10 protein-coding genes and 1 pseudogene are annotated in these 16,616 nt (G+C 73.2%); 4 read left to right on the forward strand and 7 right to left on the reverse strand.

Going from position 1 to position 16,616, the window contains the following annotated elements; translation table 11 throughout:
* Positions 1 to 108: 108 nt before the first annotated feature.
* The 3 genes and pseudogenes from G127AT_RS11445 to G127AT_RS11455 all read right to left on the reverse strand — a co-directional run.
* Positions 109 to 985, reverse strand: a pseudogene (locus tag G127AT_RS11445) (ABC transporter ATP-binding protein); the annotation flags it as partial.
* Positions 982 to 3,687: an FtsX-like permease family protein gene (locus G127AT_RS11450; RefSeq protein WP_210896990.1), complete on the reverse strand. Its 2,706-nt coding sequence runs from the start codon at positions 3,685 to 3,687 to the stop codon at positions 982 to 984. The gene G127AT_RS11450 and the pseudogene G127AT_RS11445, both read right to left, overlap by 4 nt.
* The gene (locus G127AT_RS11455) at positions 3,684 to 6,236 is read right to left on the reverse strand and encodes a hypothetical protein (protein ID WP_210896992.1); all 2,553 of its coding nucleotides are present in this window, start codon (positions 6,234 to 6,236) and stop codon (positions 3,684 to 3,686) included. Before G127AT_RS11455 ends, G127AT_RS11450 begins: the two co-directional genes overlap by 4 nt.
* A gap of 415 nt (positions 6,237 to 6,651) precedes the next feature.
* On the opposite strand from G127AT_RS11455, the gene G127AT_RS11460 reads away from it, so the two are divergent.
* Complete coding sequence (locus tag G127AT_RS11460; protein WP_210896994.1) at positions 6,652 to 8,550, forward strand: ABC transporter ATP-binding protein; 1,899 nt, start codon at positions 6,652 to 6,654, stop codon at positions 8,548 to 8,550.
* On the forward strand, positions 8,547 to 10,352 hold the full coding sequence (locus tag G127AT_RS11465) for an ABC transporter ATP-binding protein (RefSeq protein ID WP_210896996.1): 1,806 nt from the start codon (positions 8,547 to 8,549) through the stop codon (positions 10,350 to 10,352). Before G127AT_RS11460 ends, G127AT_RS11465 begins: the two co-directional genes overlap by 4 nt.
* A gap of 98 nt (positions 10,353 to 10,450) precedes the next feature.
* Here G127AT_RS11465 and G127AT_RS11470 read toward each other — a convergent pair whose 3' ends face one another.
* The 4 genes from G127AT_RS11470 to G127AT_RS11485 all read right to left on the reverse strand — a co-directional run bounded on the left by G127AT_RS11470 (position 10,451) and on the right by G127AT_RS11485 (position 13,215).
* Positions 10,451 to 11,137, reverse strand: a complete 687-nt coding sequence (locus tag G127AT_RS11470) for a peptidoglycan recognition protein family protein (protein ID WP_210896998.1) — start codon at positions 11,135 to 11,137, stop codon at positions 10,451 to 10,453.
* Between the two features lie 86 nt (positions 11,138 to 11,223).
* Positions 11,224 to 12,021 carry a lysozyme gene (locus G127AT_RS11475; protein ID WP_244857550.1) on the reverse strand — a complete coding sequence of 266 codons (798 nt, stop codon included), beginning with the start codon at positions 12,019 to 12,021 and terminating at the stop codon, positions 11,224 to 11,226.
* Positions 12,022 to 12,365: 344 nt separating this feature from the next.
* Complete coding sequence (locus G127AT_RS11480; RefSeq protein ID WP_210897002.1) at positions 12,366 to 12,737, reverse strand: MGMT family protein; 372 nt, start codon at positions 12,735 to 12,737, stop codon at positions 12,366 to 12,368.
* A 25-nt stretch (positions 12,738 to 12,762) separates the two neighbouring features.
* Positions 12,763 to 13,215 (reverse strand): GNAT family N-acetyltransferase, encoded by a 453-nt coding sequence (locus tag G127AT_RS11485; RefSeq protein ID WP_210897004.1) that lies wholly within the window; start codon positions 13,213 to 13,215, stop codon positions 12,763 to 12,765.
* A gap of 199 nt (positions 13,216 to 13,414) precedes the next feature.
* Here G127AT_RS11485 and G127AT_RS11490 point away from each other — a divergent pair, with 199 nt between their 5' ends.
* Positions 13,415 to 14,632 carry an NADP-dependent isocitrate dehydrogenase gene (locus tag G127AT_RS11490; protein ID WP_210897006.1) on the forward strand — a complete coding sequence of 406 codons (1,218 nt, stop codon included), beginning with the start codon at positions 13,415 to 13,417 and terminating at the stop codon, positions 14,630 to 14,632.
* A gap of 84 nt (positions 14,633 to 14,716) precedes the next feature.
* A complete protein-coding gene (locus G127AT_RS11495; protein WP_210897008.1) occupies positions 14,717 to 16,591 on the forward strand; it encodes a heavy metal translocating P-type ATPase in 1,875 nt (624 codons plus the stop codon).
* The last annotated feature ends 25 nt before the right edge of the window (positions 16,592 to 16,616 follow it).

Consider the following 16,616-nt stretch of genomic DNA (forward strand, 5'->3'; position numbering starts at 1 on the left):
GCGCGGGTGCGCCGGGGCCGGGCGCGCCGCGGCCGGGATCGGGCGCGCCGTGGCCGGGCGCGCCGCGGCCGGGTGGCGGTGCGCCGCGATCGGCCGCGCCGGCGCCCTCGTGCCCGGGCCACACGCCGACGTGGTCGGCCTCGAGGGCGAGGCGCACGCGATCCCGCAGCTCGAGGCTCTGCATGAAGTCGTGCGGCAGCTGCATGCGGCCGACGCGGTCGAGCACGGCGAACTCCTCGGCGATGTGCTCCTCGCGGCCGTGTTCGTCGAGGCGGGTGGATCGCAGCACCTCGGTCGAGGTGCGCCCGTCGCGGATCTGCACGGTGCGGGCGACATGTTCGGAGACGGTGGGGTCGTGGGTGACGATGAGGGTGGTGACGCCGAGGGTGCGGTTGACGTGCCGCATGGCTTCGAGCACGCTCGCGCTCGTCTCCTCGTCGAGTTCGCCGGTGGGTTCGTCGGCGAGGAGCACCTCGGGTTCGTTGGCGAGGGCGACGGCGATCGCGACGCGCTGCTGCTGCCCGCCGGAGAGCTCGGCCGGCATCCGCTCGGCCAACTCGGCGACCTCGAGGAGCTCGAGCAGTTCGGCGACGCGTGCGGTGCGGGCGGCGCCGCGGCGGGTGCGGGCGACGGCCATCGCCATGGCGACGTTCTGGGCGGCGGTGAGGTAGGGCAGCAGGTTGCGTGCCGTCTGCTGCCAGACGAAACCGACGACGTGCCGCTGGTAGTCGACGCGTTCGCGACCGCCCATGGCGGCCAGGTCGTGCCCGGCGACGCGGGCGGATCCGGCGGTGGGCACGTCGAGGCCCGAGAGGATCGTGAGCAGCGTCGATTTGCCCGATCCGGAGGCGCCGACGACGGCGACGAGCTCGCCACGTCCGATGCGCAGGGTGAGACCCTGCAGAGCCTGCACCTCGACGCCCTCCGCGGTGAAGATGCGGACGAGGTCGGTGCATTCGACGACCGGCGATTCCATACCCGTCATCCTTCCTCCTCTTCGCGCAGGGCGTGTGCGAGCCCCGCACGGCGTGTGAAGCGCACGGCGATCCAGGTCGCGGCGGCGACGGCGACGACGAAGGCGCCGAGGACGCCGGCCATGATGAGCGGGTCGGCGGCGACCTGCGGCTGCACGGTGCCGCCGGTGAAGGGTGTGAGATCCACACCCGCGAGCACGATGAAGGGCAGGCCGGCGCCGAGGAGCCCGCCGAAGACGGCGGCGACGACGGCGACGGGCGCGATCTCCCACATCACGAGGGCGCGGCTTTCGCGGCGGCGGATGCCGAGGGTGCCGAGCACGGTCAGCAGGCGCTCGCGCGGGGCGCGGCCGATGACGAGGGTGAGGGCGACGGCGATCGCACAGAGGATGCTGGTGAGCACGATCGCGGCGACGAGTGCGACGGTGACGCCGTCGATGGTGGGGTTCGCGCGCAGCGCCTCGGAGCGGCCCTCGGGCGTGCTGATCGTCGAGTCGGGCACGAGCGGGGCGAGCCGGGCGGCGACCTCGTCGGCGTCGGCGTCGGGGTCGAGGGCGACGAGGATCGTGTCGGGCACGAGGGTGGAGACGATGCCGTCGGCGTCGGCGCGGTCGATGAGGACCCAGCTGGGCCGGTCGGTGAAGGGCACGACGCCGTCGTGCACGCCGACGACGGCGAGCGGATGCCCGTCGAGCCGCGCATCGTCGGCGCCGCCGAGGAAGGCGTCGACGGCCCCCGAGACGAGCGCCGGCAGGCCGCCGGCCTCGTCCTCGGAGGCGGTGAGGGCGGCCGGCAGTTCGAGCCGGCCTGCGAAACCGGCCTGCACGGCGGCGAGTTCGGCGACGTCGACGACGACGACGTTCGTCGTCGTGTTGCGGCCTTCTGCGCCCATCCGGGTCGGCGAGACGGCGTAGACGGGGGCGATCGCCCGCACCCCGTCGGCGGCGCGCACGGCATCCACGGTCGCGGCCGGCAGCGCCGGGCCCTCGATGCGGAGCTCGGCGCCGACGCGTTCGGCCGAGGCGCGTTCGACGCCGGCCTGCACCGTCGACAGCAGCACGCCCGAGAAAACGGCCACGGCGACGCCGACGACGAGTGCGAGCACGGGGGCCAGGCCTGCGCCCGGATCGCGCAGGGCGCGCGTCGAACCGAGGGCGGCGACGAGGCCGCGCCCGCGGGCGGCGGCCCGGGCGAGGCGGCGAAGCGGCACCGGGTAGAGCCGGAGGACGACGACGCAGACGGCGAGGGCGGCCAGCAGCGGCACGGCGGCGACGAGGAGGTCGACGCCGTGGTCGGCGGCGCCGGTCTGCAGGCCGCGCTGCAGCAGCAGCACGGCGGCGGCGACCGCGATGACGACGAGGAGCAGTTCGGCCACCCATCGGGCGCGCCCGGTCCGGGCGCCCGCCGGGCCGCCGAGATCGCTGCGACCGCGCCGCAGCGGGCTGAGGGATCCGGTGCGGCTGACGAGCAGGGCCGCAGGGGTCAGTGCGAACACGGCGACGAGGATCCACCCGGCGGGGCCGACGTCGACGGGTGTTGCGGCGAGGCCGGCGAGTCCGCCGACGAGCGCCGCCGGCACGCCGATCGCGAGGCCGTCGACGGCGAGCACGGTGCGCAGCACCGCCGGGGACGCGCCGCGTGCGGCGGCGAGTTCGAGCGCGGAGCGGCGCCCGGCGAACACGACGCGCGCGCCGAGGACGAGCACGGCGACCACCACGCCGATGGGGCCCGAGGCGGTCATCGCGAGCACGGCATCCATCGCCGCGGCCGCATCGCCGGCCTGCCGCAGAGCCTGGCCGAGCCCGCTTTCGAACTCGACGCCGCTGACGAGGAAGTACAGCCCGTTCGAGGCGCTGCCGGGCCCGAGCGACTGGGCGACGCTCGTGAACTCGCCGAGCTGCCGGATGAGGGCCGGGCCCTCGCCGGCGGTCACCGCGGCCGGGTCGACCGGGTACCAGGCGGTCAGCTCGACCGCGCCGGGCAGGTCGATGAACGCCGGCCAGCTCGTCTCGTCGAGGAGCACGGTCGCCGTGTATTCGGGGGCCGCGAGCCCCTCGACGACGTTCGCTTGGAGGGCCGAGAGCACGTGGCTCCAGACATCGGCGTCGGTGTCGACGGGCGACCAGGTGCCGCTCAGGCGGATGCCGTGCCCGCCCGAGGGCAGTTCGAGCCGCCGCACCTCGCCGACCTCCCAGTCCATCTGCCCGGCCGCCGTGGTCGAGAGCGCGACGTCGATCGTGTCGCCGGCATCCACCCGCTCGACGGGCGCGGGCGCCCGGCCCTCGTCGAAGCGCACCTCGTCGCGGATGCCGCCGACGAAGGTCGGCAGCACGCGGTAGCTCGCACCGCTCGCGGCCGGGTCGGCGAGGGCGACCGGGTACGGGCCGGCCGACTCGGCGGCGCGCGCGTCGCGGAGCACGCCGCGGAGGGGCTCGGGCAGCTCGGCACGGATGCGGTCCATGCGTTCGGCGACCGCGGCGAGCGCGTCGGTGTCGCCGGGCAGCCGGTCGTTCGTGCGGGCGGTGACGTCGAGGGTGCGGGCCGGGGCGGCTTCGAGGCGTGCGCGCAGGGCGTCGTCGTGCACTGCGGCGGCCCAGCGCGGGGCGGCGACGGCCAGCGCGCAGGCGACGGCGACGAGGAGGGCGAGGGCGGCCGGGGCCAGCACCCGCGAACGCAGGTGCCGGGCGAGCAGACGGGTGTCGGTGAGCGTCACGGTTCCTCCGGGCGGATGCCTGGGCGGGCCGCTTCGCGGGAGAGGCGGGCGGATGCCGTGCGGATGACGAGGATCGCGGCAGCGGCGAACACGACGGTGATCGCCAGCCACGGCCACCACGCGAAGCCGGGCGCGGCGGCGAGGTCGGCGGGCGCCGTGGCGACGGCGGCCCGGGCGAGGCCGCCGGCCGTCGCGGCCGAGACGACCAGGCCCGCGACCACGCCGAGGATGGCGGCGCCGGCGAACGCGACTCCGAGCTCGATCGCCCGGGAGCGGCCCTGTGCGCGTGCGGGCAGGCCGACGGCGCGCAGCACGAGCGTTTCGGCGTGTCGTTCGCGGGCGAGCGCGGCACCGAGGGCGATGAGGCCGAGGAGGGCGAGGGCGGCGGTGCCGGCCGCACCGGCGAAGAGCGCCGCGAGGACGGGGCCGGTGAATGGCGCCGAGGAGGCCTCCTGCCGGTCTCGGGCGACGAGGGGGACGGGCTGCTCCCGGTTCAGCTCCGCCGCGAGGGCGGCCGGGTCCTCGGCATCCACCCACCGTTCGCCGGGCAGCGGCACGCGTTCGCCGGCGGCGGTCTGGTGCGTCGCGAAGTCGTCGTAGGCGACGGCGGCCCCGGCGCCGTCGACACGGGGGAGCGTCGCGCGCCGTTCGGCGACGACCGCGGCGACCACCCCGCCGCCGGCGGCCAGGCGGATATCGACGGGGTCGCCCGGTTCGGCGTCCACGGCCTCGGCGAGGGCGTCGGTCACGATCACGGGCAGGCGCCCGCCGGTCTCGCCGCCGGAACCGGCGACATCGATGCCGTCGGCGGCGACGAAGACGAGCGGCAGCGAGCCGGCGCGGGCCGGGGCGACCAGGGCGCGGGCGACCCGGTCGGCGTCTTCGCGCCCGGCGAGCGGATCCGCCGGCTCGTCTTCGCCGGCGTACCCCGGGTCGCCGAGCAGGTCGACGCGCACCTCGCCGCCGGTCTGCAGCAGGGTGTCGGCCCGGTCGAGGCCGGCCCAAGTGCCCGCGACGGATGCCGCGAGCACCGTTCCGCCGGTGGCGAGCACCGTGAGCAGCACGGCCGCACGGTGCAGGGATGCGCGGCGGGAGAGCTGCCTGAGCGGCAGCACGGGCAGCAGGCCGTCGCGACGGGATGCCCGCCCGGCGAGGGCGGCGGCCGCCGGCGGAAGCAGGAGCACGGCGGCGACGGATGCCGTGAGCAGCCCGAGCACGGGTGCGGCCACTGCGAGCGGGTCGATCGTGCCTCCGGGCCCGACCGGTGAACCGGTGCGGGCGAAGCGCAGGAACGCGAGCCCGGTGAGCACCGCGAGCACGACGGCGATGCCGGCGGCCAGGCCCCGGCGCACGCGCCCGGAGGCGGCGCCGCCGTCGCGGACGGCGGGGCGGCGGGCGTCGATCCACGTCGCGGCGGCGACGATCGCGGCGCAGCCGGCGACGGTGGCCGCGGCCACGGACGGCAGGACCGCCGCATCGCCGCCGGCGAGGGCGAGGAAGGCCGCCGCGAGGCCGCCGCCGGCGGCTGCGGCCGGCACGGCGACGAGCAGGGCCTCGGCCAGGGCGTGGGCGGTGAACCAGCCGGCCGAGGCGCCGCGGGCCCGCAGCAGCAGGGTTTCGCGCTCGCGGGATTCGAGGAGGAGGGCCGTCAGGCGCTGCACGGCGAGGGCGCCGGCGACGGCCAGCAGCAGCACCGGCACGGGGGCCAGGGCGCCGACGGCCGCCGTCGCCCGGCCGAGCGCGGCCAGTTCGGCCGAGAGCCCGCCGGTCGCGGTGACGCCGTCGGTGCCGACGGCTGGGTCGGCGCGGAAGAGGGCTTCGACCGAGTCGACCGCCTCGCGGATGCCGGCCAGATCCGCCGGGGCGAGCCGCTCGGTCTCCGGCAGCGCCGTCCAGCGCGCATAGGCGCCGGCCGGAACCGCGGCCAGGGCGTCCTCGGCGACGAGGAAGGGGCCGGCGAGCGTGCCGGATGCGCCGGTCGCGGCGAGCGGATCGCCGAACCAGACGGGGTCGGCGGCGTCCAGCGGCATCCACGCCCCGACGATACGGATCGCCGGGCCCTCGGCCGGGTGCAGCACCTCGCCGACCGTGACGCCCAGAGCCTCGAGGGCGCCGGCGTGCACGGCCGCCTCGATCTCGCCCGACCCCCCGCCCGGGGCCGGCCACGACCCCGATTCGAGCCGCGCACGATCCGCGAACGCCGCATCGGCCAGGAAGACGGCCTCGTTCGCGTCGTCGACGCGCACCGCCGAGGTCGTCACCTCGCGCCGCCACGGCACGCCGACCGCGCCGAGGCGTTCGTCGAGGATCGCCGCGGCCGCCTCGGCCTGTCCGGCCGCGTCCTCGGCGGCGCGGATCTGCCAGCGCGCGGCCCGATCGGCCGGCGCCGCGTTCGCGAAGGACTCCCGCACCGCGGCGGCCCCGCTCGGGCCCAGCGCACCGAGCACCGCCCCCGAAAGCGCCGTCACCACGAGCGCGACGACCGCGAACGCCGCGAACACGCCGGCATGGGCCTGGGCCCTCGCGAGGCCCGGACGCGGTTCGCTCACGCGACCTCCTCGGGTGCGACGAGCCGGCACCGGCCCGACGGAAGCGCTCCCGCGGGGTCGGCGGAAGCTTCGTCAGCCTATTCCGCATCCGGTCTTGCGCACCACTATTCCCTGGCCATATTCTGAAGGGCTGACCGCGCGGAGTGCTTGCCGCCGGTCGGGGGATGACGGACGAACACCGGGAGGCAGCCATGACGCACGCAGACACGATCACGGGGATGGGCCCGATCGTCCGCGGCATCCGCGCCGTCGCGGCCGGCTCCGTCGGGTACGCCCCGGTCCGGTAGCACCGCCCGGCATCCGCACCGCGAGGCCCGCCTCGCCTCCGCACGCCCGCGCTCCTCGCGGGCTCGCTTCTTCCACGTTTCCGCGCCCGACGCATCGACGACGGCGCACCTCTCGCAAAGGACCCGCTATGCCCGCCCACCCGCCCCATCCCGATGAGGCGCCCGTGCGCCGGAACGCCGCCCAGTCGCTCTGGCGCCTCGTCGAATACGCGCGGCCCGCGCTGCCGCGCCTCGGCCTCGGCATGGTCGCCGGGCTCCTGGCGGCGCTCTTCTCGCTGGCGATGCCGCTCGTGCTGCAGCTGATCGTCGACGGCCCGCTCGCCGACGGCGACGCATCCATGATCTGGCCAGGCGTCCTCGCCGTGTTCGCGATCGGCGCCGCCGAGGCGATCATGGTCGCCCTCCGCCGCTGGTTCGTGCTCACCCCGGGCACGAAGGTCGAGGCGACCATGCGCAACGCCCTGTACGCGAAGCTGCAGGACCTGCCGGTCAGCTTCCACGACCGCTGGCCGAGCGGCCAGCTGCTCTCGCGCGCCGTCAGCGACCTGAACCGCATCCGCCGATGGATGTCGTTCGGCCTCGTCATGATCGTCGTCAACGTCGTCACGATCGTCGTCGGCCTGGCCATCCTGCTCTCGATGAACTGGGCGCTCGGGCTCGTGTTCTTCCTCTGCTGCGTGCCGCTGTGGGTCATCGGCTACCGCTTCGAGGGCCGCTACTCGGTCGTGTCCCGGCAGAGCCAGGACCAGGCCGGGGACCTCGCGACCGCCGTCGAGGAGTCGGTGCACGGCATCCGCGTGCTGAAGGCCTTCGGCCGCGGCAAGCACGCCCTCAGCACCTTCTCGGCGCAGGCCGAGACGCTGCGCCGCACCGAGATCGAGAAGGCCCGCCTCGACTCGAACATCTGGGCGTGGCTGCTCATCATCCCGGCCGTCGCGCTCGGGCTGTGCCTCGTGATCTCGGTGTGGCTCGCCGCGCAGGGGCTGCTCACGGCCGGCGAGGTCCTGCGCTTCTTCGGCACGGCGACGGCGCTGGCCTGGCCGATCGAGTCGATCGGCTTCCTCCTCGCCTTCGCGGTGGATGCCCGCAACGCCACCGACCGCTTCTTCGAGGTCATGAAGACGGAGAACACCATCACCGACCCGGCCGAGCCCCGCACGGTCGGCTCGCCGAGCGGCCGCCTCGCCTTCGAGAACGCGCACTTCCGCTACCCCGACGCGCCGGCCGGCACCCCCGACCTCCTCGACGGCATCGAACTCGAACTCGAGCCCGGCGAGACGATGGCCCTCGTCGGCCTCACCGGCTCGGGCAAGTCGACGCTGACGGCGCTCACCACGCGCCTCTACGACGTCACCGGCGGGGCGATCACCATCGACGGGGTCGACATCCGCGCCCTCACCCGCGGCGAGCTCCGCACGCACATCGCGATGGCGTTCGAGGATGCGACGCTGTTCTCGGCGTCGGTGCGCGAGAACGTGCTGCTCGGCCGCCCCGAGTTCGACGGCGACGCCCGCCGCGAGGAGGCCGACCGGGTGCTCGCCGAAGCCCTCTCGATCGCGCAGGCCGGGTTCGCCTACGAACTGCCCGACGGGCTCGACACGAAGGTCGGCGAGGAGGGCATGAGCCTCTCCGGCGGGCAGCGGCAACGGCTCGCCCTCGCCCGCGCCGTCGCCGCGAGCCCGGCCGTGCTCGTCCTCGACGACCCCCTCTCGGCGCTCGACGTCGAGACCGAGGCGCTCGTCGAAGAGGCGCTGCGCGAGGTGCTCGCATCCACCACGGCGCTCATCGTCGCCCACCGGCCCTCGACCGTCATGCTCGCCGACCGCGTCGCCCTGCTCGAGGACGGGCGGATCACCGAGGTCGGCACGCACTCCGAACTGCTCCGCGAGAGCGAGCACTACCGCTTCGTCATCTCGAGCCTCGAAGACGAAGAGCGCCGCGGCCGCAGCGACGACGACGGCATCCGCACCACGGGCGCCGAAACCGAAGACGAAACCGAAGACGAGACCGAGGAGGTGGCCCGATGAGCGTCGTCGGCGTGCAGGGCGAAGAACGCCACGAATACACGAAGGCCGAGTCCAGGCACATCCGGCGCCGCTCGCTCCGGCTGCTCGGCTCGCTGCTGTCGCCCATGAGGCCCACCCTGGCGCTGACGATCGTCGTCGTGCTGATCTCGACGGCCGGGCAGGTCGCCGGCCCCGCGATCATCGCGTACGGCATCGACCGGGGCCTGCCGGCGCTCCTGGAGCAGGACTGGTTCCCGCTCGCCTTCGCCGGCGGCGCCTATCTGCTCACGGGCCTCGTCGGCGGCTTTCTCATCGCCTGGTACATCCGCCTCTCGGCGCGCATCAGCCAGGCCGTGCTGATCGACCTGCGCAAGCGCGTCTTCCTGCACACGCAGAAGCTCAGCCTCGAGTTCCACGAGTCGTACACCTCGGGGCGCATCATCTCGCGGCAGACGAGCGACCTCGACTCGATCCGCGAACTCCTCGACTCGGGCGTGAACGCGCTCGTGCAGGGCCTGCTGTACATGGGCATGACGGCCGTCATGCTCGTCGTGATGGACCCCGTTTCGGGGCTGATCCTCGCCGTCGCCCTCGTGCCGCTGTTCATGCTCACCCGCTGGTTCCAGGTGCGCTCGCAGGTGCTGTTCCGGCGCTCGCGGGTCGTGTCGGCCAAGCTCATCGTGCACTTCGTGGAGACGATGACCGGCATCCGCGCCGTGAAGGCGTTCCGCAAGGAGCGCCGCAACGAGCGCGACTTCGCCGGCGTCGTCGAGGACTACCGCGACGTCAATGCGAAGGTCGTCGGCCTCTTCGGCACCTACGAGCCGGGGCTCATGCTCATCGGCAACACCACGATCGCCGCGGTGCTGCTGTTCGGCGCGTTCCGCGTCGTCGACGAGAGCCTCGCCATCGGGGCGCTGCTTGCGGCCGTGCTGTACACGCGCCGCTTCTTCGACCCCATGGAAGACCTCGCGATGTTCTACAACTCGTACCAGTCGGCCGCGAGCGCCCTCGAGAAGATCTCCGGCGTGCTGGAGGAGGAACCGAGCGTGCCCGACCCGGTGAAGCCGGTCGACCTGTGGAAGGCCGAGGGGCACGTCCGCTTCGACGACGTCGAGTTCGCATACACGCCGGAGCGGGTCATCCTGCCCCACTTCGACCTGGATATCCCCGCCGGGCAGACGATCGCGCTCGTCGGCTCGACCGGCGCCGGCAAGTCGACGCTCGCGAAGCTGATCTCCCGCTTCTACGATCCGAGCGACGGCCGCGTCACCCTCGACGGGGTGGACCTCAGGGATCTGCACCCGAAGGACCTCAGGCGGGCGATCGTCATGGTCACCCAGGAGGCGTACCTGTTCTCGGGCACCGTCGCCGACAACATCGCCCTCGGCCGGCCGGACGCCTCCTTCGACGAGATCGTCGCGGCGGCGAAGGCGGTCGGCGCGCACGCATTCATCGAGTCGCTGCCGAACGGCTACGACACCGATGTGAACAAGCGCGGCGGGCGGGTCAGCGCCGGGCAGCGGCAGCTCATCTCCTTCGCGCGGGCGTTCCTCGCGAACCCGGCGGTGCTCATCCTCGACGAGGCGACCAGTTCCCTCGACATCCCGAGCGAACGCCTCGTGCAGGAGGCGCTGCAGACCCTGCTCGCCGACCGCACCGCGGTCATCATCGCGCACCGTCTGTCGACGGTGGCGATCGCCGACCGGGTGCTCGTCATGGAGCACGGGCGCATCGTCGAAGACGGCGCCCCCGCCGAGCTCATCGGCGGCACGGGTCGCTTCGCGAAGCTGCACGCGGCCTGGCGCGACTCGCTCGTGTGAGATGCGGGTGCGGATGCCCGGGGTCGCCCCAGGGCATCCGCACCCGGCCCATGCCGCGCCGGCCCGCCGGCGGCACGCACCCGACGGTGCGCGCGCGCTCAGCGGCGCCGCTGCAGCCGGCCCGCGACGAGCTCGCGCAGCTCCGGCAGGCGATCGTGCAGCCCGCCGGGGCACAGGGTCTCGTTGAAGTCCATGTGCCCGTAGATCTCGGTGGCGGGGATGCCGTACTGCTGGCACGTGTACGCGCAGAAGTGGACGAGGCTGGCCCACTGCTCCTCGGGCACCGGTGCGCCGAGGTGGTAGCTGCCGTCGTTCTCGATGCCGATGGACTGCGTGTTCTGGCCGACGGTGTGGGCGCTCTCGATCATCCATCGCCCTCGCTGCAGGGCCGCGAGGCTGCCGGCGCGGCCCTCGGTGAGGTAGCCGCCCTGGCTGTTCGTGAAGTGCTGGCCCGAGTCGAGCCAGCCGTTCTGGTCCATGTGCAGGTCCTGGATGTCGCGCGAGTTCTGGAACGCGTACGCGAGCGAATGGTCGGCGGTGTTCGGGAACGCCGTGTGGTGCACGATGATCTTGTTCGGCCGCGCGTGCACGACGGTCGGCGTCGCCGACGGGGGCCGGGCGCCCCATTCGTCGCCGGAGTAGATGCGCGGCTGCTCGACGAGCGGGCCCTTCGGCCCTCGGCCGTGCCCGGGCCCGTGGGCGGGGACGGCGGCGGCGCCGAGCAGCGGCACGGCCGCTCCGGCGGCGAGGCCGGCGAGGGCGGTGCGGCGGGTGATCTCGTTCATGGGGTGTGCTCCGTTCGGTTCGGGGTGATGGATGGAAGCGGGGCGGATGCCCGGGCGCGCGCCCCGGCATCCGCCCCCCCCCGACCTCACGGAGTGTTGTTCGCGAGCGCGAGCAGGCGGGCCCGCGTGCCGTTGAAGACGTTGCGGTCGATGTTGCCGGCGATGCCGGCGACGCTTCCGCTCGAGGTGTACTGCCACATCGTGTAGAAGCCCCAGCCGGCCGGGATCGCCGGGCTGCCGGTCGTGTAGTGCGCCACCCACAGCGGGTTGATCGCCGAGCGGCCCGTCCAGTTGCCGGTGCACTGGTTCCACCAGGAGGCGGCCGTGTAGATCACCGGGTCGCGGCCCGTGCGCGACTTGTACGTGTTCGAGAAGTCGGTGATCCAGTTGCGCATCGCCGTCTGCGAGAGGCCGTAGCAGGTCGCCCCGTACGGGTTCCACTCGATGTCGAGGGCGCCGGGCAGGGTGAGGTTGTCGCGCGACCAGCCGCCGCCGTTGTTGACGAAGTAGTTCGCCTGCGTGGCGCCGCTGGACACGTTCGGCAGCGCGAAGTGGTACGCGCCGCGGATGACGCCCGCGTAGTACGCGTTCGGGTAGTTGGTGTTGAAGCGCGGGTCCTTGTAGCTCGTGCCCTCGGTCGCCTTGATGTAGGCGAACTCGATGCCGGCGTTCCGGACGCTCGTCCAGTTGATCGAACCCTGCCAGTTCGAGACGTCGATGCCCTGCGGGTTGGCGTTCGCGGCGAAGCCGGATGCGGCGGCGGTGCCGTCATCGGCCGGCTGCGCCGTCGCCGGCTGGCCGACCATCACCGTGCCGGCCAGTGCGGCCGCCGCGGCGATCGCGAGGGCTCTGCCGAGTCGGCGCCCCCGTTTCGTGTATGCCATGTTGCTCTCCTTCATTTCCGGTTGTGTCGGTGGTGCGGGAGCGGGATGCCCCCCGGACGGGGGGACGGGGATGCACGGCATCATGGCAGAGCTTGGCGTCGGCTGTGCGTATTTCGAGTGTCTTCTTCGCGCGTGTCGCGCGTGCGGCGGGCGGCGCCTCCCCTGGGTCCCCCCTGCGCAATGCAGGAGTGCACGCGTGTCGCGGGGCGTTCCGCCGCATGGGCGCGGCGACACGCCGTACGGCTTCCTGCATTGCGCAGGAAATGCGGGCGGTGGATGCCGGGGCGCGGTGGATGTGCAGGGCGGTGGATGCCGGGGGTGAGCGGATGCCGGGGGCGCGGTGCTCAGCGGCGCCAGCGGGCGGCGGCGAGGTCGATGCGGTAGCCGGCGGGGCCGCCGGGGCGGAGCAGGGTGCCCTCGTCCTCGTAGCGGGGGAGGGCGCGCTCGGCGTGCCCGACGGGCGGGCTGCCGTCGGCGCGGACGACGCGCCACCAGGGAACCGTGCCCCCCGAGCGGGCCATCACGGTGCCGACGGCGCGTGCGGCGCGCGAGCCGAGCATCGCGGCGACGTCGCCGTAGCTCAGCACGCACCCGGGCGGGATGTCGGCGACGAGTTCGAGCACGAGCCCGCCGAAGTCGCCCGGGGCGGTGCCGCCGGAAGCCCCCGCGGGCGCGCCCGTGCCGGGCGCCCCGCCGGGCGCACCGCGCCCGGGCATCCGCACACCGCCGGCCACGGAGGCGTCAGAGTTCGAGCGCGCCGATGACGTCGCCGTAGGCGCTCTCGCCGATGTCGATGAAGCCGATGCGGTGGAAGAAGGCCTCGGGGCCGGCGACGCCGGGCTCCCACATGACGGTGATGCGGTCGAAGCCGCGGTGCTTGGCCTCTTCGGCGAGGGAGGCGGTGAGGAAGCGGCCGACGCCCTGGCCCTGCGCCTCGGCGTCGACGTTGATGCGCCAGATGCAGGCGCGGAATTCCTCGTGCTCGTTCTCGGCGTCGAAGTTGCCGTGGATGAAGCCGACGACGTGCTCGCCGTCGCGGGCGACGCGCTGCCACTGCGCCTCGGGGGAGAGCACGGTGGTCTCGGCCGCGTAGGTCACGGGCATGATGAACTGCTCCTGGCCGGGCTTCAGCGTGAGTCCGTTCGCCGCGGCGACGTTCGATGCGTTCAGCTCTTCCAGGGTCAGCTCAGCCATGCAGCAAGGCTAACCCGGTGCTCGCCGAAGAGGGTAGCTGCGGGCTCGGCTGCCCGCGGCATCCACCCCCGAACTGTCTCGACGTCGAGATATCGGCGTGGACGGGCTAGACTGGCTCGCGGCGTGCGCGCACCCGCGGAGACCCGGGATGCCGGCGCCCACGGCCTCCCAGAAATCCGCATCCCAAGGAGACACCCTCTTGTCCAAAATCAAGGTTGAAGGCACCGTCGTCGAGCTCGACGGCGACGAGATGACCCGCATCATCTGGCAGGCCATCAAGGACACGCTGATCCACCCGTACGTGGACGTGGACCTCGAGTACTACGACCTCTCCATCCAGAAGCGCGACGAGACCGACGACCAGATCACGATCGACGCCGCGCACGCGATCCAGAAGCACGGCGTCGGCGTCAAGTGCGCGACGATCACCCCCGACGAGGCCCGCGTCGAGGAATTCGGCCTGAAGAAGATGTGGAAGTCGCCGAACGGCACGATCCGCAACATCCTCGGCGGCGTCATCTTCCGCGAGCCGATCATCATCTCGAACATCCCGCGCCTGGTCCCTGGCTGGAACAAGCCGATCATCATCGGCCGCCACGCCTTCGGCGACCAGTACCGCGCCACCGACTTCCGCTTCGCCGGCGAGGGCACCCTCACCGTCGAGTTCACCCCGACGGACGGCGGCGAGCCGCAGAAGTTCGAGGTCTACCAGGCGCCGGGCGACGGCATCGCGCAGGTGCAGTACAACCTCGACGCCTCGATCCGCGACTTCGCGCGCGCCTCGCTGAACTACGGCCTCTCGCGCAACTACCCGGTGTACCTGTCGACGAAGAACACGATCCTGAAGGCCTACGACGGCCGCTTCAAGGACATCTTCCAGGAGATCTTCGACGCCGAGTTCAAGGAGCAGTTCGAGGCCGCCGGCCTCACGTACGAGCACCGCCTCATCGACGACATGGTCGCCTCGGCCATGAAGTGGGAGGGCGGCTACGTCTGGGCCTGCAAGAACTACGACGGCGACGTGCAGTCCGACACCGTCGCGCAGGGCTTCGGCTCGCTCGGCCTGATGACCTCGGTGCTCTCCACCCCGGACGGCAAGATCGTCGAGGCCGAAGCGGCCCACGGCACGGTCACGCGCCACTACCGCCAGCACCAGCAGGGCAAGCCGACCTCGACGAACCCGATCGCCTCGATCTTCGCCTGGACGCGCGGCCTCGCGCACCGCGGCAAGCTCGACGGCAACCAGGAGCTCATCGACTTCGCCGCGACCCTCGAGGACGTCGTCATCACGACGGTCGAGTCGGGTGCGATGACGAAGGACCTCGCGCTCCTCGTCGGCCCCGAGCAGGGCTACCAGACGACCGAGGAGTTCCTCGAGACCCTGGCGAACAACCTGAAGGCGCGCATCGGCGCGTAAGGGCGGTTCCCGAGCGGGGCGGATGCGTGTCGGCATCCGCCCCGCTTTCGCGTTTCGGCGGCGGGCGTCGGGCAGACTGGCCCTATGGGGAAGGTCTGGGGGATGCTGAAGCGCTACTGGATCGTCGCGGTCACGATCCTCGTCGGGCTGGCCGGCATCGTGCTGGCGCTCACGGGTGCGGGGGCGGTCGTGCCGTGGCTGTTCAGCGTGTTCTCGCTGGCCGTGGCCGCGTGGCAGGCGGTCGGCATGGTGCGCGACATGATCCACGGGCATTTCGGGCTGGACGTGCTCGCGGTCACGGCGATCGTGGCGACGGTGGTGGTCGGCGAGTACATCGCGGCCCTCGTCGTGGTGCTCATGCTGACGGGCGGTGCGGCGCTCGAGGATTATGCGAACCAGCGCGCCAAGCGCGAGCTGGACGCCCTGCTCACCCGGGCGCCGCAGCGGGCGCACCGGCTGAAGGGCGAGGACATCCGGGACGTGCCGGTCGACGAGGTCGTCGTCGGCGACGAGCTGCTGGTGCGGCCGTCCGAGATCGTGCCGGTGGATGCCGAGCTGCTCTCGGATGAGACGGCGATCGACGAGTCGTCGATCACGGGCGAGTCGACGCCGGTGGAGAAGCATGCCGGCGATGCGCTGCTGTCGGGCTCGGTGAACGGGCCGCAGGCGGTGCGGGTGCGGGCGACGCGGGTGGCCGGCGACAGTCAGTACCAGCAGATCGTGGCGCTCGTGGCGGAGGCGAGCGCGTCGAAGGCGCCGACGGTGCGCCTCGCCGACCGGTATGCGGTGCCGTTCACGGTGTTCTCGCTGGTGCTTGCGGGGGTGGCGTGGGCGGTCTCGGGCGACCCGGTGCGCTTCGCGGAGGTGCTCGTGCTCGCCACGCCCTGCCCGCTGCTGATCGCCGCGCCGGTGGCGTTCATCGGCGGTATGAGCCGGGCGGCCCGCAACGGCGTGATCGTGAAGGGCGGCGGGGTGCTCGAGCAGTTGAACGCGGCGAAGACGGCGGTGTTCGACAAGACGGGCACGCTGACGATGGGCCGGCCCCGGCTCACGCATGTGCGGCCCGAGCCGGGCTTCGACGAGGCCGGCCTGCTCGGGCTCGTCGCGAGCGCGGAGCAGTACTCCTCGCATGTGCTGGCGCAGGCGATGATCGATGCGGCCGAGGATCGCGGGGTCGAGCTGGAGGAGGCGGAGTCGGCGAGCGAGCAGGCCACGAACGGCGTCGTCGCCCGGATCGGCGGCGAGGAGGTCGTCGTCGGCAAGTTCCGTTTCGTCGCCGAGCACGCCTCGGGGGCGCGGCGCACCGAGATCGCCCCGGGCGAGCTGGCGATCTACGTGGGCGTCGGCGGTCGTTTCGCGGGTGCGCTGCTGGCCGCCGACGAGCTGCGGCCGAATGCGAAGGCGATGCTCGCCCGGCTCGGGGAGCTCGGCATCGGCGAGACGATGATGCTGACCGGCGATGCGCAGGCGACGGCCGATCACATCGCCGCCGAGCTCGGGATCACGCGGGTGCGGGCGGAGTGCCTGCCGGCCGACAAGGTGCACGAGGTGGCCTCGATCACCGAGCGGCCGGTGATCATGGTCGGCGACGGCGTGAACGACGCCCCGGTGCTGGCCGCGGCCGATGTGGGCATCGCGATGGGGGCGAAGGGGGCGACGGCGGCCAGCGAGTCGGCTGGGGCGGTGATCCTCGTCGACGACATCTCGCGGGTGGCGCGGGCGGTCGAGGTCGGCCGCGATACGGTGCGGATCGCCCTGCAGTCGATCTGGCTCGGCATCATCGTGAGCATCCTGCTGATGATCGTCGCCGCGTTCGGCTTCATCCCGGCGACGGCCGGTGCGATCATCCAGGAGCTCGTGGATCTGGCGACGATCCTCGCGGCGCTGCGGGCGATCGGCGGACGGCTGGATCGTCGCGAGGCGCCGGTGGATGCCGGGATGGCACTGCCGGCCCGCTGACGCACCCGACGGAACCACGCGCGAA

The organism is Agromyces archimandritae, from assembly GCF_018024495.1.
Lineage (GTDB): Bacteria > Actinomycetota > Actinomycetes > Actinomycetales > Microbacteriaceae > Agromyces > Agromyces archimandritae.

What these genes read in the sequence shown, in the direction of transcription:
- G127AT_RS11495 (WP_210897008.1), top strand. Translation starts at nt 14,717, where the DNA reads ATGGGGAAGGTCTGGGGGATGCTGAAGCGCTACTGGATCGTCGCGGTC.
- G127AT_RS11465 (WP_210896996.1), top strand. Translation starts at nt 8,547, where the DNA reads ATGAGCGTCGTCGGCGTGCAGGGCGAAGAACGCCACGAATACACGAAG.
- G127AT_RS11480 (WP_210897002.1), bottom strand. Translation starts at nt 12,737, where the DNA reads ATGCCCGGGCGCGGTGCGCCCGGCGGGGCGCCCGGCACGGGCGCGCCC.
- G127AT_RS11475 (WP_244857550.1), bottom strand. Translation starts at nt 12,021, where the DNA reads ATGGCATACACGAAACGGGGGCGCCGACTCGGCAGAGCCCTCGCGATC.
- G127AT_RS11485 (WP_210897004.1), bottom strand. Translation starts at nt 13,215, where the DNA reads ATGGCTGAGCTGACCCTGGAAGAGCTGAACGCATCGAACGTCGCCGCG.
- G127AT_RS11470 (WP_210896998.1), bottom strand. Translation starts at nt 11,137, where the DNA reads ATGAACGAGATCACCCGCCGCACCGCCCTCGCCGGCCTCGCCGCCGGA.
- G127AT_RS11460 (WP_210896994.1), top strand. Translation starts at nt 6,652, where the DNA reads ATGCCCGCCCACCCGCCCCATCCCGATGAGGCGCCCGTGCGCCGGAAC.